Genomic DNA, 21,043 nt, shown 5'->3' on the forward strand with positions numbered 1-21,043 from the left:
GACCCAGACACCCACCGTATAACCCGCAAAGCTGGTCCAACGGGTGGGTCAGAATTCAGTGCAAATCGCGGGTCAGGATTCCATGCAAATCAACAGGCATGAGGGGCGGAGCCGCGTTCAAGGCACCGTTCAATTTCTCAGGGAAGGGCCAATTTGGGCAGGTCACCCTCTGTAGCGCGGCTCGACTCGTGGGACACCGATGCACGGATACACTGCCCACCTCTCCCGTCAATTAATACTCCCTGCGACCTAATCCCACCTCAAAAATATATTGGACGTCTCACCGCTCCTCTCGCACTATTCACACATTCCCGCTTTAAACCCGCGCAGGCCATCGCGAGCCACCGCCCGCACCGCCGCCTCGCTCGCATCACCCAACCCAAATTCCAATAACCCCCGTCCCCAAGCACAAACACAACCATGCCTGACTATCGATCAAAAACCTCGACCCACGGCCGCAACATGGCCGGCGCCCGCGCCTTGTGGCGTGCCACGGGCATGAAGGACGGCGACTTCGGCAAGCCGATCATCGCGGTGGTCAACTCCTTCACGCAGTTCGTCCCGGGCCACGTGCACCTGCGCGACCTCGGCGCACTGGTCGCAAAAGAAATCGAAGCAGCCGGCGGCGTCGCTAAAGAATTCAACACCATCGCCGTCGACGACGGCATCGCCATGGGCCACGGCGGCATGCTGTACTCGCTGCCGTCGCGCGAACTGATCGCTGACTCGGTCGAATACATGGTCAACGCGCATTGCGCCGACGCCATGGTCTGCATCTCCAATTGCGACAAGATCACCCCCGGCATGCTGATGGCTGCCATGCGCCTGAACATCCCCGTCGTGTTCGTCTCCGGCGGTCCGATGGAAGCGGGCAAGGTGAAGTCGCCAACGGACGGCCAGGTGATCGCCAAGATCGACCTGATCGACGCGATGATCAAGGCGGGCGACTCGAGGGTCAGCGACGCGGAAGTGGCGGAAATCGAACGCAGCGCCTGCCCGACGTGCGGCTCCTGCTCGGGCATGTTCACCGCGAATTCGATGAATTGCCTGACGGAAGCCATCGGCCTGGCGTTGCCCGGCAACGGTACGATCGTGGCCACGCATGCATGGCGTAAGGGTCTGTTCGAGCAGGCCGGCCGCCTGGTGGTGGACCTTTGCCGTCGCTACTATCAGGAAGACGACGCTTCGGTTCTGCCGCGCAGCATCGCCAGCAAGCAGGCATTCGAGAATGCCATGGCGCTCGACGTCGCTATGGGTGGTTCGACCAATACCGTGCTGCATCTGCTGGCAGCCGCGCAGGAAGGTGGCGTCGATTTCACGATGTCCGATATTGATCGCATCTCGCGCAAAGTGCCGTGTCTGTGCAAGGTAGCGCCCGCCACCGACAAATTCCATATCGAAGACGTGCATCGTGCCGGCGGCATTCCCGGCATTCTTGGCGAACTCGCGCGTGCGGAACTGCTGGACCTGTCGTGCGGCAACGTGCATAGCGGCACGCTGGGCAATGCGATCGCCAAATGGGACGTCGCCGGTGGCGCGGGCGAAGAAGCACAGAAGCTTTTCCGCGCGGCCCCGGGCGGCATTCCTACCACCGTCGCGTTCAGCCAGGAAGCCACCTTTACTTCGCTGGATACCGATCGCAAGACCGGCTGTATCCGCAGCAAGCAGAACGCATATTCGAAAGACGGCGGTCTCGCAGTGCTATACGGCAACCTCGCGGAGAAGGGCTGCATCGTCAAGACCGCGGGCGTCGACGAATCGCAATGGGTGTTCTCCGGCCGCGCGCGCGTCTTCGAGAGCCAGGACGATGCCGTCGAAGCCATTCTCGGCGACAAGGTTGTCGCGGGCGATGTGGTCGTGATCCGCTATGAAGGTCCCAAGGGCGGTCCCGGCATGCAGGAAATGCTTTACCCCACGTCCTATCTGAAATCCAAGGGGTTGGGCAAGAGCTGCGCGCTGTTTACCGACGGCCGTTTCTCGGGCGGTTCGTCCGGGCTGGTGATCGGTCACGCGTCGCCGGAAGCAGCTGAAGGCGGCACGATAGGTCTGGTGGAAGAGGGCGACGTAATCGAGATCGACATCCCCAATCGCAAGATGCACCTGGCTGTGTCGAATGAGGAACTCGCACGCCGTCGCGCAGCCATGGAGGCACGTGGCGCTCAGGCCTGGCTGCCGGCGAATCGTGAACGCGTGGTATCGCAAGCGTTGCAGGCTTACGCCGCGCTGGCGACCTCGGCCGATCGCGGCGCGGTGCGGGACATCTCGCAACTCAAGCGCAAGTGATACGCAAAGGCCCTGTCGTCAGTCACAACACGATCAGGTAAAGCGGTCGGGGCAAAGCGATGGATAGGCCGAGTACGGCCTATCCATCGTTTATCTTTGGGCCACCGCCGGCGCCACGCGAAAACAGCCCGTTCGCTCCGCTCGCCTTCACTGCCGAATCTCAGCTTCCACCAGCATGATCAGCAACGTAAGCGACTCTTGCCATCCGAGATAGCAGGCCTCAGCAGGAATCACTTCGGGTATCCCTTCCTGGATCACGTTCAGTTCGGTTCCGACAATCACGGGCCGTAGGGACACCGTTGTCTGCATCACGCCCGGCAAGTTTGGATCATCGAATCTGCCGGTGTATCGAATGCGTTCGTGCGGCACCAGTTCGAGATACTCCCCACCGAAAGAATGGCTGTCACCCGTCGTGAAATTCGTGAACGACGCATGGTAGCTGCCGCCCTCCCTGGCATCCAGTTGATGAACCTTGCAGGTAAATCCATTCGGTGGAAGCCACTTGGCTAAGGCATCTGCGTCCAGGAACGCACGGTAGATACGCTCGGACGTGGCACGGATCACGCGGTGAAGGCGGACAGTCTGGTTAGGCATCATTGGCTCCGGAAATGGAGGGAGGACCCCTCCGATCCTATACGACGCGTGAAGCGTCGTGGAATCGACATGCGCGATCCATTTAAGGTACACGGAACATTATTCGGGGCGCTTAAAACCAGCAGAAATAGGGATTTGAGGTATTTTTTCTAGGTTACGAAAGGGCGGTCTGGTTCAACGTCTCCAGGCACCAAACGACACGTCGACGCGATTCACTGCGCCGCAACCGCGCATCCAGCCTCCATGAGCGCCGTGCGGGCATGGCTGCGCAGATCGTCGCTGGCAAGCGGTGCATCCGGACTACGCACCCACGCCGCGATCCTGAGCTTTGCGCCGCCCGACTGCGGATAGCTCGCCACCGTAACAACCGGAGCAAGCGTCGTCCCGCTCAACACGCGCGGTTCGTCCGCCACCAGTTTTTTCAGTTCGCCAATCGCCGCATCGACGTCCTTGCGCTGCGCCAGGTCCACATCCACTTCAATACGCTGCGTGCCGCCGCTGCTGTAGTTGATGACAGGGTTACTCCAGATCGTGCTGTTCGGCACGAACACGGCATTGCCGTCGCTACGTTCGATGCGTGTGGTGAAGAGTCCAACCTCCCGCACGATGCCGGCGGCGGCTCCACTGCCTTCGATCACGTCACCGGCACGGAATGGCCGCAGCATCAGCAGCATGATGCCCGCGGCAATGTTCTGCAGCGTGCCCTGCAGCGCCAGCCCGATTGCGAGGCCGGCGGCGCCGAGTACCGCCAGCACGCTCGCGGTCGCAATGCCTACCTCGCTCAACGCCGCGATGAATACCACCACCCGCACCGCCCACGTTCCCATTGCCTTGAGCATGGGGCCGAGGGTGGGATCTGCCCGAGTGTGCGCAAAGGCCTTGGCGAACATCGAGCCGATCCGGTTCGAAAGCCACCAGCCGACGGCGATGATCAGGGCGGCAACGACCAGGTGCAGCATGTCGTGTGCGACCGTCACGATCAGTGACGGCTGGAAATGCAGGAGTCTTGTCAGGAAATCGTCCATCGCTCGATCTCGCTCTTTTCGCAGGGGATACATACCCTGACGCGCTTTACGCGAATATGTTCCCGCCTAAGGAGCGCGAACCTGTATACACGCCACGCATCGCGCGCGTTGCGCCATCTTGCGCGAGAAAAAGCGGAATCTTATGGTCAGCTCTACCGCGCGGTAAGCATTGCGCGTCAGGTTGACCGGTCCGCCCGAGAAGGGCAGTCGTTCTGAGTGACGCACTCAATGCACATAGCTGCTTCGATAGCCTGCATCGAGATCAATGCGTCCAATGCATAGTGCCGCACAATTTCCTATGCTTAAGACGTCACTTCGGCGCGTGCGGAGATCCCTATGAAAGGCAGTCAATTGACCGTGTTTGCGGACAACCAGAGTCGTCGCAAAGGTCATATGACGGTCGCAAGGTGGATACTCGATCAAACGACGCGGGCCGGCATCATCGGTGCGACGGTGATCGATGTGAGTGAGAGCGTCGATGTGCGCGGCAAGTATCATGCGGCGGGGTTCTTCGAGCTGATCGACCAGCCGGTGGTCGTCACGGTGGCCTCGGATGATGGACGTATCGATGCGCTGCTCGAGCGTCTGCGGGAAGGCGGTGTGCGACTCTTCTACACGCGCTGTCCGGTCGAATACGAAGTGCTTGGGGTGAGTGAGGCAGAAGGGCGCGAATAACGGATCTGGTTGTGCCTGCTAGCGGCTGCCGTGGGTAAGCCGCGATTGTGCAACGCGCTTAACGAACTTGATGACGTGGCAGCATCATGAACGGCTATCAACTGACGTTCTACACAGAGAAGAACCGCAAACACGGCCATCAGACCGTGTGCGAATGGCTGCTGCATCAGGTCCGCGAACTGGGCATCTGCGGTGCAACCGTCATCAGTTGTTCGGAGGGCATCGGCCATGCCGGAGCACGTCACGCTGCGCACGTGCTTCGGCTTACCGATCAGCCGCTCCAGATCATTCTCGCCGTGACCGAAGAGGAAGCCGGGAAACTGCTCGATCTCGTGCGGGCCGAGCGGGTGCACGTGTTCTACGTGCGCTTCCCGGTCGAATTCGACATCATCGCGGGCGACCCGCTCAGTTCGCAACATACCCCGTAGGCGTCGTGACATTCGCCTTGGCGACCGTCGCATTGTTCGACACCACATACACCGGCGCTTCGGTCAGATTCAGCGTCAACGTGCCGTTGGTGTAGCTCATCGTCAGCGGATTGCCCATCATGTCGATGACTTTCACATTGCCGCTGGTCCCTGGCGCATCCACGGTGAGGCTGTAAGGCACGCTATACGTCGAGCTGAATCCGCTGCTCGCGCTCCACACGTTGTTGTTGTGAGTCCAGAGCGCCGTGATCACTGCACCGTTGCCGAGTTGCTGGAAGGAGTACGCGTAGACACCGGATGGTGTGCCGTTCACCGGCCCCAGTGTGTTGGTGCCGTCCAGAACGTGCGTCAGCGCGCTCACTGCCATTGCGGCCGGCTTCGGGCTGATGTTGGTGGCACCGAACGCGCCTTGCGCGTCGGCGAGATCGAAGAACGTGCCGTAGCCCACCTCATTCGGGTAGTCCGCGCCATAGAACACGTAGGTCTGATCGACGCCTTCACCCAGCATGATGATGTGTGTGCGGGCAACCACCGCCGCTTGCGCGAACAGGACGTTGGCGGTCGGGTAGTTCGGGCCGTACGACGACCCAAGGTCATAGCTGATGCCGACTTCGGTCTGGAACAGCTTCATGCCGGGCTTATAGTCCGTTGCCATCTCCGTGCGCAGCGCGCGAATCTCGTTCATCAGCGCGTTGGCGGCGTTCGCAGGCGTCGGGTCCGTTGCAAGGCGCTCCGGCGGATGCGAAGGCGAAGTGCCCGCATCGTAGTAGCCGTGGGTCGAAATGCCGTCGATATAGTTGCCGAAGCCAAGCGACGCGATGCGCTGCAGGCGCGTGGTCGTAAGCGACGGGAACGCGTCGGTCGGCCCCATCACCACCGCATGCGGGTCGGTGGAGTGAATGCCCTGATACACCGATTGATACAGCGCGACGAAATTGGCGTCGGTGTCGTTCCATAACGAGTTCGGTTCCCACGTCACCTGGTAGTAGTTGTTCGACTGGGTGGGGAAATACGTAGTGCGAATCGTATTGGACTCCGTACCCACGCGGCTCATGTAGTTTTGATAGTACGAGAGGCTGGTCGGCGGGTTGGTGTCGTCCTCGAACGCACCGGTCGGGCTTGCCCAGGCCGGAATGCCGTCCAGACGGATCAGGCGCATTACCTTGCCCGACGTATAGAACGGGTCGAGGTTATTCGCGGCCGGGTTGAACGTGTTTGCCGCGTTTGGCTCCATCGTCGAGAGCTGGCGGCTGTCGATCGTCGACGAAATGCCGAGGTCGGCCAGCAACGGCCCGTTGTCGTTCTCACCCTGCATGCCGAAGCGATGCTCGTCCTGTGACGCATAGGTCACCGCGGGGACGGTGCCGGACAGATTGGGAAGGACACCGAACGAGGCGATACCGGTGGGACGTGTGCCCTCTGAAGGCAACTGGCCGCCGTTGGCGGCTAGCGTCGCGGAAGCCGCGAAATAGCCGGCGAGCGTCGAGGTGCAGTTGAGCGTAGTGGTGACCGGTCCGCTCGCGACGGCAAAACTGCCACTCGCCGCGACGTCGCCCAGCTGGTCGCTGACAGCCCAGTTCACTTTGTCCGCGGACGGTGCGTTGGTGGTGAAGGCAAGCTGGAACGTGCTACCCGACGCAAACATACGGGTGGCATCGGCGCTCGGCGTATCGGCGGAAATCAGGGCGCTACTTGCTGCTGTGTTCGAGCTGGTCGGCGATTGGCAGGACATTGTTTCGCCCGCGCTGGTGTTGGCGGTCAGCGAGGTGCTGGCGGTGCCGCTGGTGCTGGTGCCGTTGCTGGTGCTAGTGCCGTTATTGTTGACGGTGGCACTCGTTCCGCTGGATCCGCTGCCGGATCCGCCACCGCCGCCGCAGCCTGCGAGTACCAGTAGCAATGAGGAGAGCAATAACGAATGAGATTTCATCTGTGAGGCGAAAATTTAGGAATACTGATCCATCGGGCGTTTCGCGTCGTGCGAGGCGCTTCGTGGATCCAATTCGGGTTTGACGTCAGGCACGCGATGTCGAGGCTGAACCTCGTCCGACCGCTGCCCGCAGATATCGGGTTCGAGACGTGGGGGGACCGACAGTTAGCGCGTCATACGTGCGCCGGCGTGGCATTCGTATGAACGATCGAAGTAGCGCCGGATGTCGTCGCGGACGCATCTGGCGTGTAGCCAAACGTTTGCGCTGCTAGGCCGAAACCGCCGTGCAAAGTAAGGTAACTATCAACCCAATTGCGCGGTAGACCACATACTCGAACTTACCGATGTGTTAACGGCTCGTCTTTCGCGAAGTGAATCCTACCGAATTGATTTTTTTAGGTCTGCAAAAAATACGTAACGAGCTGTAACGTATGAACAATGACTGCTTTATGGGCCTAAAAATGCACTAAGGCCGTGAATAAAGGGTCAAGCGCTATTCATATCCTCCGCTATTAGAGATGTTTTGAGAGGAAACTGGTGCGCCACTTTTTATGTTGGATACCTAAATATAATGCCGGGTTCACGAGTGGCATTTTCATCATATTTCAACTCTCTTTCAGTCGATTTGAAACTGTCAGGTTATGGCCGCTTTTGGCTAGTGAAAAAGAGACTCGTGCCAGCTTCACATTTTTCTTGAAAAAGTCGCTCCTCGTGTTTATGATTGAGTGTTCACTCATTTATGAAGCCCGACCGTTCCCGCATGGCCCGTCCGAAAAGCGAAGACAAACGCAACGCCATTCTTGCTGCTGCTACCCAGGTGATCGCCGAACAGGGGCTCGGCGCCCCGACCGCGCGGATTGCCAAAGTCGCGGGGGTGGCAGAAGGCACGCTCTTCACTTATTTCGAAAGCAAGGACGTTCTGCTGAACGAGCTGTACCTCGACATCAAGGCAGGCATGGGAGAAGCAATGATGGGCGCCTACCCGAGGACGGGGAGCATCGAGAAGCGCGCCCGCTATGCGTGGCTGCAATACGTGAACTGGGGTGTCGCCTTCCCCGACAAGCGGCGGACTATCGCGCAACTGTCCGTGTCCGACCGTCTGAGCGAGCAGACACGGGCCGCGGGCATGCGCCCGTTCGCCGACATCAACGAGATGCTGGAGGCGAGCATCGCCAGCGGGGTTTTGCGGGATCAGCCGCCGGCCTTCGTGGCGGCGATCATGGGTTCGCTAGCGGAGACCACGATGGAGTTCATCGAACGCGATCCTGCTCACGCGGAGCGGTATCGCGAAGCAGGCCTGGAGGCGTTCTGGAACGCCATCGCCAAGAAGTGACATTTTTTTATGCAGTTAATGAGTGATTACATGCTCATCTAATCGGAAGGAGTACATCATGGCAAAAGTCTGGCTGGTTACCGGTAGCGCACGCGGACTCGGGCGCGATATTGTCGAAGCGGCATTGGCGGCGGGAGAGAGCGTCGTTGCGACAGCGCGCGATCCGCGTCAGCTCGACGATCTGGTCGCGCAGTATGGCGACCAGGTGCGCGCGGTCGCACTCGATGTCACGGATGCGGCCGCCGCGCGTGCAGCCGTGCAAGCGACGCTCGACGCGTTCGGGCGGCTCGACGTGGTTGTTAACAATGCGGGCTTCGGACATCTGTCGCCGTTCGAACAGGCGAGCGAGGAGGATTTTCGTGCGCAGATCGATACCAACTTCTACGGCGTGGTCAACGTGACGCGCGCGGCCATCCCCACCCTGCGCAAGCAGCGCAGTGGCCACATCATCCAGATTTCCTCGGTGGGCGGTCGTCTCGGCATGCCGGGGCTCGCGGCTTATCAGTCGGCGAAATGGGCCGTCGGCGGTTTCACCGAAGTGGTGAGCCAGGAGCTGGCGCCTATCGGCATCAAGCTCACAGCGCTCGAGCCGGGCGGCATGAAGACCGGGTGGGGCAACGAAGCAAGCAGCGCGCTACCCGAACTCCTGGAGGACTATGCTCCTTCTGTTGGCGCGATCGTCGGGCTGCTGGAACAGCACGTCGGCAACGAGACAAGCGATCCGAAGAAAGTGGCGCAGGTCGTGCTCAAGCTGGCTTATCACGATCAGCCGCCGGTGCATCTGCTGCTCGGCAGTGACGCGCTTCACTACGCGGGCGAAGCGGAAAAAGCGCGCGCAGCCAGTGGCGAAGCGTGGCGCGAAGTGAGCGTCGCGACTGACTATGCTGCGCCTGCGACGCTGCCCAACTTCCCGAAATCCTGAAGACAGGGAACATGGCTATGAGAGTCTTGCTGTTTGGGGCAACCGGGATGGTGGGGCAGGGCGTGCTGCGCGAATGCCTGCGTGCCCAGGACGTCGAGTCGGTTCAGACGGTGGGCCGTTCGCCCACCGGCCAACTGGACCCGCGTCTCACCGAGATCGTCCACCCGGACATGATGGACTACCGCACGATTGAGGCCTCGCTGCAGGGCTTCGATGCGTGTTTCTTTTGTCTTGGCGTGTCGTCGTTCGGCATGAAGGAAGCCGACTACACACGTCTCACCTACGACTTGACTCTCGCAGCCGCTCGCACGCTGGCGCGTCTGAATCCGCAGATGACTTTCATCTACGTCTCCGGTAGCGGTACCGATAGCAGTGAGCAGGGCCGCAGCATGTGGGCGCGTGTGAAGGGCAAGACGGAGAACGCGCTGAAGTCGCTGCCGTTCCGGGCGGTGTATCTGTTTCGGCCGGGTGTGATCGAGCCGCTGCACGGGATCCAGTCGAAGACGCGCATGTACCGGCTGATTTATCCGGCCTTGAAACCGGTGATGGCACTGATGCGCGTCCTCGCGCCGAAGCAGATCGTCACCACCGAAGAGATGGGGCTTGCGATGTTGGCACTGGCGCGACGTGGCGTGCCGGACCGGGCGGTGGTGGGACCGGCTGAGATAGGCGCGCTGTGCCGCACACCCGGCGGTCCGGGCGACGCACCGCCGCTCAAGCCGCACGCGGGATAATTTCCCGCAGCCCGCAGCCCGCAGCCCGCAGCCCGCAGCCCGCAGTTCACGGGGCACGGCTTGCGGCCCGCACCCGCACCGAACGTCGCGCCTAAGCGCCAATCACCCGGTTGCGGCCCAGATGCTTCGCACGATAAAGCCGCTCGTCCGCAGCCCGCAGGATCTCGTCGATCGTGTCGCCGTCGCGTCCGAACTGCGACACACCGATGCTCACGGTAAGGGCGACCGCGTTGCCGGACTGGCCGCCAAACACACCATTGGCGATCGCTTCACGGATCCGTTCACCAATCGACTGCCCGACGCTCAACACCACCTGGGGCAGCAGCACCATAAACTCCTCGCCGCCAACCCGAGCGACGCCGTCGTACGGCCGGATCGCCTCCAGACACCTTTGGACGAAGCCGCGCAGGATTTCGTCGCCGACCTGATGCCCGTACGAGTCGTTGATAGCCTTGAAGTGATCGAGGTCCAGCGCGAGAAGCGAGAACGGCGCACCGCCGCGTTTCGCGCGACCGATCTCAGCCTCGACCATTCCAATGAACTGTCGCCGGTTCGCTGCACCGGTCAGCGGATCGGTAGCTGCCAGATGCTCGAGCTTCAGATTGGTACGCTTCAGCTCCTGCAGAGCATTCTCCGTGCGTTCCATTTCTTCCGCGATGCGCGCCATCAACTCTTCCTGGCTGTAAATGGTTGCGAACGAGCGCGTTGTCCGGAACGCCTGCACGACCCCGTAACTGAGAAGGAAGAAGCCCGCGGCAAAAATGGCGTGAGCGAGCCACCATAGATGATTCCAGGGGCGCGCCAGAATGAATGCGAGCGAGGACAGTGCAAACGACGTCACCGAAATGCCGAAGATTTTCATCAGCGGTGAGCGGATGCGCCGCGCCAGCATGACCGCCAGGTTCACAGCAGAGAACACCAGCGCGCCGCCTTCCAGCGACAATCGCACCGCCAGCTCGCCCGCGATCGGCGAATAAGCGAGCACACCCACCGCGACGTCGATCAGCACGAACAGGACGATCCACTTCAGCCAGCGGCCCGGCTCGCGGCGCAAGTGCACCGGGTCCGGCGGTTGATGCCACGTCAGCAACGCGACGAGCAGCAGCACCGACATCGCGAGCCGCGATGCCGGGCCGTACAGGAGGAACAGCCAGATATTGTGATGTGCCATCCCGGTGAAGGCGCCGTGCAGGGCATAGATCAGCACGAAGGCGAGAAAGCCGAGCGTCAGCCAGCGCAGCAGCGGCTCGCCGGACGACTGATAGCACCGCCAGGCGACATACGAAACGAACAGTCCTTCGAGCGTCGCGGCCGCAATGGCGAATTCGTGGAAAACGTGGTTTTCGAAGAACAGCGCGGGATTCTGGAAGACGTAGACGTACGCGATCAGGTAGGCGGGGATCAGCGCAAAGCCTGCGATCAGCAGCCCCAGATAGATCCGGGTCGCCCACTGTACGGTTGCGGACGGCTCATCTGCCACAACGCTTGCTGTCATACGTAATCCTCCGGAGGCCTGAACAACTTGCCATGACGGACCTGCTGCCAGTTTGCGTACGCTGGACGGCCGCCGCTCAGCTATTCTTCAGCTTAATGAGCAGTATAAGCACCCTGCAGAAAACGACGCGAACCCGGAAACAACCGAACATACCTGATATCGGCCAAAAACGACGATGGTTTACTCCGTATAAACGCTGGACTGCCCTGACGACTTACCAGCAGTATGGCTGGGCCATGCGGCGTCGGCCTCTGTTACGCTAGCGTTTCAAGAAATTGCATGCGCCGCCGTAAGCCGTATTGTGCGAGCCGCGTTTTTCGTCACTTCGGCGGCGGTCACACCCAGACAACGCGCGTAGCCAACGCGCATGCTAGAAGCAGCGAGAGACATGGTGACGCGCCGCCCGAATATCGTGATTGCGATCAGTCTCGCGCTAGCCGGCGCGATCCTGGCGATCGCCATCTGGGTGCTGGCGCAGATGCGCGAGGATGCGTTGCGGCGCGCCCAGGACTCAGCTCAGAACGTCTCGCTGCTAATCGAGCGCGACGTGGCGCGTAACCTCGAACTGTATGACCTGTCGTTGCGCGCGGTCATCGCCGGGCTGCAACAGCCCGGTTTGATGGCCTTGCCGCCTGCGCTGCGCCAGATGGTCCTGTTCGACGGCGCCGCGAGCGCAAAGGACATGGGCTCGATGCTGGTCCTCGACGAGTCGGGTAACGCAATCCTTGATTCGCAGTCCGTTCCACCGCGGCACATCAACTCTACGGATCGCAGCTACTTCTTCGTCCACCGTAATTCGCCCAACGTCGGTCTCTACGTCAGCCCGCCGTTCGAATCCAGACTCGCCCACGACGGCCTGCGTATCGCACTGAGCCGGCGGATCTCGCGTCCGGACGGCAGCTTTGCCGGCGTGGTGGTGGGCACCTTGCGGATCGAGTACTTTCAGCGGCTCTTCGCCGGGATGAACCTTGGCAATAGCGGTTCAATGGCGCTGATGCTCAGCGACGGCACGATGCTGATGCGTCGACCGTACGACCCGAAGATCATCGGCATCAACCTGACCGGCACGCCGAACTACACGCGTTTTACCAAACAGGACAGCGGCGAATTCTTCGGCACTGCGGCGATCGACGGCGTCGAACGCTGGTACGCATTCCGCCATATCGACGGTTTTCCGCTGCTGCTCGACGTCGCGATTTCCACGCGCGATATCTACGCCGGCTGGCGGCGCAGGGCATGGATTATCGGCAGTCTGATCGGCGCGCTCGATGTGACGATCATCGCGCTCGCGATCCTGTTCTCGCAGCAGTTGAGGCGCCGTCTCGAAGCGGAGGAAACGTTGCGGGCGCTAGCTCGCACCGACGGGCTGACCGGGCTGAACAACCGACGCACGTTCGAGGAGCAAGCGGAGCGTGCCTGGCTGCAGATGCAACGCACGGGACGGCCGCTGTCGATACTCCTGATCGACGTCGACAACTTCAAGGGCTTCAACGATCTGTACGGTCATTCGGCCGGCGACGATGCGCTGGTGGCAGTGGCGCGCTGCATCGACAGCAATGCGCGACGCCCCGGCGATGTCGCGGCGCGCTACGGCGGCGAGGAATTCAGCGTGCTGCTGCCCGATACCGACAACCTCGGCGCCGCGCAAATCGCCGAGCAGATCCGCGCGGCCGTACAGGCGCTCGAGTTGCGCCACGTCGCCAGTGCACACCATGTGCTGACTATCAGTGTTGGCATCGCCAGTACGGCGAGTCATCACTTCGCCACTTATCGGGCGCTCGTCAACGCCTCGGATACCGCGCTTTACGAGGCCAAGGACGCGGGGCGCAATCGCAGCCTCTCGTACCCGGTCGCGGAGCGGGCTCCCAGCCCCGGGACGATCACGCAACCGGGCCGCTAGCCGGGCGACGCGGCATCACGGGATCGCATGAGCCTCGCCACCACCTACGGCAAGAAATTTTACCCGGGTGATATTGCATTTGTATTTTACCCGGATATAATTAACGAAAATCGACTGATGAGGATTTTCGTAATGACCCAGCAAACCACAACGTGCACTGCCTTCGAGGGCGTTCGGCGCATCGCGTCGGGCGCATTCGTGGATGTCGCGCTCGCCGTGAAGCAGGTGACCGAGCGCGGCGAGCAGGCGCCCGTGCTGATTTTCGACGACATGACGAGCCAGCCGGTCGAGTTCGACTTGCGTGGTACTGCAGATGAGGTGCGCGAGCGATTGACGCGCGAGCAGACGGGCGCACCCGTGAGCGACGAGTCGGCTGATCCGACCGATGCCAGTGCACCGCGTGGCCGTGGCCGTCCGAAGCTAGGCGTGGTGGCGCGCGAGGTGACACTGCTGCCGCGTCACTGGGACTGGCTCAATAGCCGGCCCGGCGGAGCGTCGGTGGCCTTGCGCAAACTTGTGGACGCCGCGCGTCTATCAGGCGAAGACACGGACCGCGTGCGTCGTGCCCAGGAAGCGGCCTATCGTTTCATGACCGCGCTAGCCGGCAATCTGCCCGGTTACGAGGAAGCGACGCGTGCGCTTTATGCCGCCGACGCGGCCCGCTTCGCGGCCTCCATCGCGCAGTGGCCAGGCGACGTACACGAGCACGCTGCGAAACTCGCATCAAGAGCATTCGGCGCCGTCTAGTCGCATGGCGGTTTGCATGTCGCATGCCGCACCTGAATCGCCGCAAACCGTCGCGGCTGACAACAACGTTCTGGTCGAATCGATAGACGAAAAAAAACCGCTCACACTGGGGGGCGTGAGCGGCAAGTCGGAGAGTTACAACATCGCATGCGCAAGTCATGGGATCACGCAGCAAGAACAAGTCTAGCGAGCAGCCGCTCCCCGATACATCAGACAAATCCCAATCCCCATAAGGCTCTGCGGCATGAGCCTTTCAACATCCTGTCCTGCTTATTCCCATGATTAGCAGGTCAAGTCTCCGCTAGCTCCGCCGTAAAAGAAGCTGACGCGTTATAGCGCGCACCGTCGACGCCGCAGCGGCGCGAAGCCCGGTCAGGAGTAGATGAGCGCCTCAGACCCGATGCTTCGCGCCGGGTCCTTCAAGAGGACAGGAGTTGTTGTAGCGGCCCGGCACTTTCTACAGAGGAGACAGGGATGAAGTGGTTCGAGCGTATGACGGTGTTGCAAAGCCTGCTGGTGTCGTTTGCCGCCGTGATCGGGTTCTGCGTGGTGGTGGGAGGCGCTGGTTTGATGACCTTGTCGTCCATGCACGACCTGACTGTGGAGATCGGCAGCCGTCATATGGACGGTCTCTACTGGATGGAAGAAGCGAACCGCAACAAGATCGACGCGGACCTCGCCGCAGCGAATCTGGGTTATGCGGCAAACGAAGCGGGACGTCAGCGTCTGGACGCCAATATCGTCGAATCGCTCAAGAACATGCACGATGCCTACGACCGCTATCGGGCGACGTTGTCGACCAGCAAAGGTCAGACGCTGCTCGACGAAGTGCTGCGCAAGTCGGCGGTGTGGGAAGAGATCGTGCATCAGCAGATCGGCCAGGAGCCGATTCCAGCAGGTGTCGATAACAACGAACTGGTGCGCCGCGCGATTGCCTCAAGCGAAGCCTTGCGCGACAGCATCGTCCAGGTGATCGACTATCGTCGTCAGCAAGCGAGCGATGCGCAGGCCGAGGCCGCCGCCAGCTACCGGCACATGCGCATTGTGCTGTCGTCGCTGGTGCTCGCAGCGCTGGTGGTCGGCATGCTGCTCGCGTGGCTGATCGCGCGGCGCCTTGGCCGGCAACTCGGCGGCGAACCTGGTTATGCCGCGCAGATCGCCAACCGGATCGCTGCCGGCGATCTGAGCGTGCGCGTCGAGACGCACGCAGACGATACCCGTAGCCTGCTGTTCGCACTGCGTAATATGCGCGAGCGGCTCGCTGGAATCGTCGCGGGCATCAGCGAATCGAGCGAATCGATCCTGCTGGCCTCGGGCGAAATCGCCCAGGGCAACACCGATCTCTCGCAGCGCACCGAAGAGCAGGCGGCATCGCTTGAAGAGACCGCCTCCAGCATGGAGCAGTTGACTGCTACCGTACGGCAGAACGCCGACAACGCGCAGCAGGCGAGCGGTGTCGCGCACGGCGCGTCGGAGGTGGCGGCGCGCGGCAGCGGTCTGGTAGGCGACGTGGTCGAGACGATGCGTGAACTGGCGGCAGGCTCGAAACGCATGACCGACATCATCGCGGTGATCGAAGGCATCGCTTTCCAGACCAATATCTTGGCGCTCAATGCCGCCGTCGAAGCGGCCCGCGCTGGCGAGCAGGGCCGCGGCTTCGCGGTGGTCGCGGGCGAAGTGCGTTCGCTTGCTCAGCGCAGCGCGCTCTCGGCCAAAGAGATCAAGGAACTGATCGAGACCTCGACGACGCGTGTCGGCAGCGGCGCGGCACTTGCCGAACGGGCCGGTCAGACGATGGCCGAAGTTACGCAAGCCGTGCAACGCGTGACGGACATCATGGGCGAAATCTCTGCTGCATCGCACGAACAGAGCACTGGCATCGAACAGGTGAATCGCGCCGTCGCGCAGATGGACGAGGTTACCCAGCAGAATGCCGCGCTGGTCGAGCAGGCGGCGGCTGCCGCAGCTTCGATGGCAGACCAGGCGCGCGAACTGAAGACCGCAGTGGCCGTGTTCGAACTCTAGACGCTGCGACGTTGAATTCGCCGCAGCGCGTCCACGACTCCGCTTGCCAGGGCCATGCGCTCTCCGTACACTCGCGCCTGATTCGAAAAATGCGTCGGATAACGCGTTGAACAAAGCATCCGCTAAGTGCCTGCTAAAAACGCGGCTGCTCTGCCAGGGGCATCACAGTCGCATCCGCATTCAACCCGCCCGACGCCAACCACGCCGATAGAGGAGACCTCCCGCCATGGCCGATTCCTACTTCCCCCGCTGGCGCACACAGCCGAGCGCCGCTGAGGGCCGCGTCGTCAACACCGATGAACGGCTCGCCTGGCCGCAGATGTTGGCGATGGGCATCCAGCACGTGGTCGCCATGTTTGGTTCGACCGTGCTCGCGCCGCTGCTGATGGGCTTCGACCCGAACCTGTGCATCTTCATGTCGGGGATCGGCACGCTGCTGTTTTTCGTGGTGGTGGGTGGCCGTGTGCCGAGCTATCTCGGCTCGAGTTTTGCCTTCATCGGCCTCGTGATCGCCGTGACCGGCTACGGTGGACACGGTCTGAACAGCAACATCCCGGTGGCGCTCGGCGGGATCGTCGCGTGCGGCGTGGTGTACGCGATCATCGGGCTGATCGTTTCGGCGGTCGGCACGAAGTGGATCGAGACGCTGATGCCGCCGCTCGTTACGGGCGCGATTGTCTGCGTGATCGGGTTGAACCTGGCGCCGATCGCCGTCAAGGGCGTGAGCGGCAGCAACTTCGATTCGTGGATGGCGCTCGTCACCGTGCTGTGCGTCGCGGCGGTCGCCGTGTTTGCACGCGGCATGCTGCAGCGCTTGCTGATCCTGGTCGGCCTGCTGGCCGCCTACGTGATGTACGCGATCGTCACGAACGGTCTCGGCATGGGCAAGCCGATCGACTTCTCGATTGTCGCCAACGCCGCGTGGTTCGGCATGCCGCATTTCACGGCACCGGTTTTCAACGCGCAGGCAATGACCTTGCTGGCGCCGATCGCGGTGATCCTCGTCGCAGAGAATCTCGGCCACATCAAGGCCGTAAGCGCGATGACCGGTCAGAATCTTGATCGCTACGTAGGCCGCGCATTCATTGGCGACGGTCTCGCCACCATCGTCTCCGGTTTCGCCGGCGGCACGGGTGTCACGACCTACGCGGAAAACATCGGCGTGATGGCCGTGACGAAAATCTACTCGACGCTGGTGTTCGTGATCGCCGCGCTGATTGCGCTGGTGCTCGGCTTTTCGCCGAAGTTCGGTGCGGTGATCCAGACGATTCCGGGACCGGTGCTGGGCGGCGTGTCGATTGTGGTGTTCGGGCTGATTGCGGTGACGGGCGCGCGCATCTGGGTGGTCAACAAGGTGGACTTCTCCGACAACCGCAATCTGATCGTCGCGGCCGTCACGCTTGTACTGGGCGCAGGGGACTTCTCGCTGAAGCTGGGCGGCTTTGCGCTTGGTGGCATTGGGACTGCTACCTTTGGCGCGATCATTCTTTACGCGCTGCTGCGCCGCAAGCCCGCACAGCAACCGGCTGTGTGAGCGCACGCTAGCCGCGTCAAAGCCAGGTGCGTCGCCCGGGAGGCGAGTGGATCAATCAGCGAGCCGACGACTGACCGAGTCATGAGCGCGCGCCTACGTTCACGCGCGCGCCACGCCGCGCGTGATCAGCGCCGTCTCCGACAGATCCACTTCGCGCATCAGCTTGTTAAGCGTTTCGTCGTTGATCTTCTGCGTGTTGCGCAGCGACAGTAGCACCGCGCGTTCCGCGCGAATCGCAGCCAGCTTCATCTGAAACTCCAGCGCCTCGGCGCGGCGGGCCTGCTCGCTCGGAGGCGTAGTCGCATCGCCGAGGGTTGCGAGACGGCGACGGTAGATATCCATCACGCGTGCCGTCACATCGGTCGCATAGGCCGCAGCCGATTCGTCGAGATCGGTGCTCGCGGTCTCGTGCAGGTCGTCGACGGCGCGAATCGCCGCTTGCGCCGCGAGCTTGCGGGCGTGCCGTTCCTCGGCCGCATGTGGATCGCGTCCGCGCCGCCAGCCCTGCAGCAGCAGCGGTAACCCCACCACCGCCACGAGCAGCGAGACGAGGATCACGCCCGCCGCGATGAAGATCGCCAGATTGCGTCCCGGCAGCGCCACCCCGTTGGGCAACGTCTCCGGCAGTGACAGCACACCGGCCATGGTCACTGCACCGCGCACGCCGGCCACCGTCGTGATCGTGACGGTCCGCAGGCCGGGCACCGCGTTAGCCATGCCCTGCTTCGCGGCGCCGCGGCTCGCATACCAGCGCAGCAGCCATACCCACACAAAGCGCAGCGCATACAGCGCAACCGCCACTGCGGCGATATAGCCAATCAGCAACAGCATCTGCTCATTGCTGGTCTCGTGTGCGTCGATCAACGCCCGGCCGAGGATATGCGGAAACTGTAGCCCGAGCAGAATGAACACCATGCCATTGAAGACGAATTCGATCATCGCCCATGTGCTGTTGGCCCGCACCCGCTCCGCGACCGGCCCCGCATGCGCGATGCTGGTGTAGTTCATCATCATCCCGGCGGCGACCGCTGCGAGTATTCCGGACCAGCCGAAATGCTCGGCAAACAGATAGGCCGCGAACGGGATCAGCAGTGTCATCACGACGCCCGGTGCCGGGTCGCCGTTCTCCATCACGCTCAGAAAACGCGCGGACACGAAGCTGAACAGCCAGCTCACCACGGCACCGGTCGTGAGCCCGCCGAGCGCGATGATCACGAAACTGATCGAGGCGTCGCGCAGCGAGAACACACCGGTCAACGCGGCTGCGATGGCGAACTTCAGCGCGACGAGGCCCGACGCATCGTTCATCAGCGCCTCACCTTCCAGGATGTGCATCAGTTGCCCCGGAATCCGGTTCTTGCCCGCGATGCCGGTCAGCGCGACCGCGTCGGTCGGCGAGAGCACGGCAGCGAGCGCGAAGGCGACGGGCAGCGAGATAGCCGGCACCAGCGCATGCACGAAATAGCCGACCGCCAGCACCGTCATGAAGACGAGTCCAAGCGCGAGCAGCAGGATCGCGCGACGCGCCATGAAGAACTCGCGCTTGGGGATGCGCCATCCGTCCGCGAACAAAAGCGGCGGAATGAAGAGCATCATGAAGATTTCCGAATCGAAGGTGACATGCAGCCCGAGCCTGGGCCACGCGAGCAGGGCGCCGACGACGATCTGTACGAGCGGGAGCGGCAACTTGACCGGCATCACGCGAACGGCACCGGAGGCGGCCACCGCAAGCAGGAGGATCAGGACAGTGAAGACAATTTCCATCTGGCTCGTTTAAGGAGAAGACAGCTGGTTTTGTGCGCAGGCCGCGGGCGCTCTGACCGAGGACATAAGGCCGAAGTTTAGCCCGAGGTCTCGATCCGGCGGCACGCCGTACCGGTTGAAGCGCGCTGCTCAGGACAATTCATGCTCCGCAAATAGCGTTTTTTGGGTAACGGCGATGCACCGAATCGGTGCGTTATGCGCCCGGACGCAACGCCGGCAGCTTTAGTCGGTGCAGCGCCGCATGCAAACTTCGCTTGAACGTGCGCCAGCGTGCGCACGGACCTTGCTTATGGAGTATCGATGACGCACATTTTGAGAACCGGCGCTGTGGGTGTTCGCCTCCGCGGTTGGACCGGCCCGGCTCTCGCGTGAGAGGAATGCATGACGATTGCGCAACAGGAAAGAACGGCCGCCGCACCGCACGGCTTCGAGGTGAGTGTGACCTCGGGGCTCGAGCGGTATTCGGTGCGGCACGGAGATCTGGAGCTGACGAGCGTGTTTCAGCCGATCTTCAGTTTGTCGCATATGCGCGCGGTCGGCTACGAAGGTTTGCTGCGCGCCCACGACGCGCTCGACCGGCCGGTGTCGCCGCTCGACGTGTTCGGCCAGGCGGCGCGGATTGGCGACGTGCTGCAGGTGGACCGGCTGGCGCAGGCGCTGCATCTGGAGAACTTCAAGGTGCTCGGCGCCGAGAAGGAGTGGTTGTTTCTCAATGTCCATCCGGGGGCGTTGACCGATCCGTACCACGCCGCCGCGCTGCTCGCGAATCTGCGGCGGCTCGATCTGTCGCCGCGGCGCATTGTGCTGGAGGTGCTGGAGCAACGCGCGGAAGACCTGGAACGGCTCGCGGATGCGGTGCGCAAGTTCCGTGAACTCGGCTTCCTGATTGCATTGGACGATTTCGGCGCGGGACATTCGAACGTCGAACGGATCTGGCAACTGAACCCCGACATCGTCAAGCTCGATCGCATCATGCTCTCGCATGCCGCACATCGAGCCGACATGGCGACAATTCTGCCGGGCCTCGTCGCGCTGCTGCACGAAGCGGGCAAGCTCGTGCTGATCGAAGGCGTGGAGACCGAGCACGAGGCGCAGATGGCGCTCGGCTGCAACGCCGATTTCGTGCAGGGTTTTTTCTTTGGCCGGCCGAACCCGGGTGCCGCGGACAGCGCGCAGGCCGTGACCTGCATCAGCGAAGTCACCGAGCGCTATCGCGACCAGACTGAAGCACGCGAGCGGCGCAATGCGAGCCGGCTGGCGCCGTATATCCGCGCGTTCGAACGCGCGGCGGAGCGGCTCGCGGCCGGCGAGCTGCTCGATGAGGTGTGCTGGAACTTCCTCGCGCTCGATCACGCGGCACGTTGCTTTTTGCTCGATGAGAAGGGCCGTCAGGCGGGACGCAACGTGGTGCTGCGCGCCGACCGGGCCTCGCATGAGACGCGCTTTTTACCGCTCGCCGATGCCCAGGGGGCGAACTGGTTGCGGCGGCCATATTTTCGCGCGGCGATCAATGCGCCGGACAGGGTGCATGTGACCCGGCCGTACCTGTCGATCAACGAGGCGTTGCCGTGCGTGACGCTGTCGGTGGTGACGCATGTCGGTGAGCAGACATGTGTGCTGTGCGGGGATATCGATTGGGTGGAGGAATAGCGGCCCT

General features: G+C 62.2%; 18 protein-coding genes. 13 read left to right on the plus strand and 5 right to left on the minus strand.

What is annotated here, in order from left to right:
* Positions 1-420: 420 nt before the first annotated feature.
* Positions 421-2,283 carry a dihydroxy-acid dehydratase gene (gene ilvD, locus P3T20_RS08280; RefSeq protein ID WP_074263145.1) on the plus strand — a complete coding sequence of 621 codons (1,863 nt, stop codon included), beginning with the start codon at positions 421-423 and terminating at the stop codon, positions 2,281-2,283.
* A 147-nt stretch (positions 2,284-2,430) separates the two neighbouring features.
* Here ilvD and P3T20_RS08285 read toward each other — a convergent pair whose 3' ends face one another.
* Together P3T20_RS08285 and P3T20_RS08290 are read right to left on the minus strand one after the other, a co-directional pair.
* Positions 2,431-2,877, minus strand: a complete 447-nt coding sequence (locus P3T20_RS08285; RefSeq protein WP_074263146.1) for an SRPBCC family protein — start codon at positions 2,875-2,877, stop codon at positions 2,431-2,433.
* Positions 2,878-3,089: 212 nt separating this feature from the next.
* Entirely contained in the window at positions 3,090-3,902 is an 813-nt protein-coding gene (locus tag P3T20_RS08290) for a mechanosensitive ion channel family protein (protein ID WP_429286683.1), read from the minus strand.
* A gap of 336 nt (positions 3,903-4,238) precedes the next feature.
* Here P3T20_RS08290 and P3T20_RS08295 point away from each other — a divergent pair, with 336 nt between their 5' ends.
* Positions 4,239-4,577 (plus strand): DUF190 domain-containing protein, encoded by a 339-nt coding sequence (locus tag P3T20_RS08295; protein WP_074263148.1) that lies wholly within the window; start codon positions 4,239-4,241, stop codon positions 4,575-4,577.
* Between the two features lie 86 nt (positions 4,578-4,663).
* Positions 4,664-5,005, plus strand: a complete 342-nt coding sequence (locus P3T20_RS08300) for a DUF190 domain-containing protein (protein WP_074263149.1) — start codon at positions 4,664-4,666, stop codon at positions 5,003-5,005.
* On the opposite strand, the gene P3T20_RS08305 is transcribed toward P3T20_RS08300, so the two are convergent.
* The gene (locus P3T20_RS08305) at positions 4,983-6,650 is read right to left on the minus strand and encodes a hypothetical protein (RefSeq protein WP_429286684.1); all 1,668 of its coding nucleotides are present in this window, start codon (positions 6,648-6,650) and stop codon (positions 4,983-4,985) included. The genes P3T20_RS08300 and P3T20_RS08305 overlap by 23 nt on opposite strands.
* On the opposite strand from P3T20_RS08305, the gene P3T20_RS08310 reads away from it, so the two are divergent.
* The 4 genes from P3T20_RS08310 (at position 6,631) to P3T20_RS08325 (ending at position 9,921) form a co-directional block, all read left to right on the plus strand.
* A complete protein-coding gene (locus tag P3T20_RS08310; protein ID WP_429286685.1) occupies positions 6,631-6,924 on the plus strand; it encodes a hypothetical protein in 294 nt (97 codons plus the stop codon). The two genes, P3T20_RS08305 and P3T20_RS08310, sit on opposite strands and share 20 nt — an antisense overlap.
* A gap of 768 nt (positions 6,925-7,692) precedes the next feature.
* Positions 7,693-8,265 (plus strand): TetR/AcrR family transcriptional regulator, encoded by a 573-nt coding sequence (locus tag P3T20_RS08315; protein ID WP_074265910.1) that lies wholly within the window; start codon positions 7,693-7,695, stop codon positions 8,263-8,265.
* Positions 8,266-8,323: 58 nt separating this feature from the next.
* On the plus strand, positions 8,324-9,187 hold the full coding sequence (locus tag P3T20_RS08320; protein ID WP_429286686.1) for an SDR family NAD(P)-dependent oxidoreductase: 864 nt from the start codon (positions 8,324-8,326) through the stop codon (positions 9,185-9,187).
* Positions 9,188-9,204: 17 nt separating this feature from the next.
* Positions 9,205-9,921 carry an epimerase gene (locus P3T20_RS08325; protein WP_429286687.1) on the plus strand — a complete coding sequence of 239 codons (717 nt, stop codon included), beginning with the start codon at positions 9,205-9,207 and terminating at the stop codon, positions 9,919-9,921.
* A 91-nt stretch (positions 9,922-10,012) separates the two neighbouring features.
* On the opposite strand, the gene P3T20_RS08330 is transcribed toward P3T20_RS08325, so the two are convergent.
* The gene (locus P3T20_RS08330) at positions 10,013-11,416 is read right to left on the minus strand and encodes a GGDEF domain-containing protein (protein ID WP_429286688.1); all 1,404 of its coding nucleotides are present in this window, start codon (positions 11,414-11,416) and stop codon (positions 10,013-10,015) included.
* Positions 11,417-11,804: 388 nt separating this feature from the next.
* Here P3T20_RS08330 and P3T20_RS08335 point away from each other — a divergent pair, with 388 nt between their 5' ends.
* From P3T20_RS08335 to P3T20_RS08355, 5 genes are all read left to right on the plus strand, one after another.
* Positions 11,805-13,316 carry a sensor domain-containing diguanylate cyclase gene (locus tag P3T20_RS08335; protein ID WP_429286689.1) on the plus strand — a complete coding sequence of 504 codons (1,512 nt, stop codon included), beginning with the start codon at positions 11,805-11,807 and terminating at the stop codon, positions 13,314-13,316.
* Between the two features lie 132 nt (positions 13,317-13,448).
* Positions 13,449-14,063 (plus strand): DUF2239 family protein, encoded by a 615-nt coding sequence (locus P3T20_RS08340; RefSeq protein ID WP_429286690.1) that lies wholly within the window; start codon positions 13,449-13,451, stop codon positions 14,061-14,063.
* A gap of 16 nt (positions 14,064-14,079) precedes the next feature.
* Positions 14,080-14,250 carry a hypothetical protein gene (locus P3T20_RS08345; protein WP_429286691.1) on the plus strand — a complete coding sequence of 57 codons (171 nt, stop codon included), beginning with the start codon at positions 14,080-14,082 and terminating at the stop codon, positions 14,248-14,250.
* A gap of 287 nt (positions 14,251-14,537) precedes the next feature.
* A complete protein-coding gene (locus P3T20_RS08350; protein ID WP_429286692.1) occupies positions 14,538-16,088 on the plus strand; it encodes a methyl-accepting chemotaxis protein in 1,551 nt (516 codons plus the stop codon).
* A 226-nt stretch (positions 16,089-16,314) separates the two neighbouring features.
* Positions 16,315-17,622: a solute carrier family 23 protein gene (locus P3T20_RS08355; protein WP_429286693.1), complete on the plus strand. Its 1,308-nt coding sequence runs from the start codon at positions 16,315-16,317 to the stop codon at positions 17,620-17,622.
* A 99-nt stretch (positions 17,623-17,721) separates the two neighbouring features.
* On the opposite strand, the gene P3T20_RS08360 is transcribed toward P3T20_RS08355, so the two are convergent.
* On the minus strand, positions 17,722-19,386 hold the full coding sequence (locus P3T20_RS08360; RefSeq protein WP_429286694.1) for a Na+/H+ antiporter: 1,665 nt from the start codon (positions 19,384-19,386) through the stop codon (positions 17,722-17,724).
* A 381-nt stretch (positions 19,387-19,767) separates the two neighbouring features.
* Between P3T20_RS08360 and P3T20_RS08365 the strand changes: the two genes are divergently transcribed.
* Positions 19,768-21,036: a sensor domain-containing phosphodiesterase gene (locus P3T20_RS08365; RefSeq protein WP_429286695.1), complete on the plus strand. Its 1,269-nt coding sequence runs from the start codon at positions 19,768-19,770 to the stop codon at positions 21,034-21,036.
* Positions 21,037-21,043: the final 7 nt, after the last annotated feature.

The sequence above is a fragment of the Paraburkholderia sp. GAS206C genome, from assembly GCF_050435645.1.
Classification (GTDB): domain Bacteria; phylum Pseudomonadota; class Gammaproteobacteria; order Burkholderiales; family Burkholderiaceae; genus Paraburkholderia; species Paraburkholderia phenazinium_B.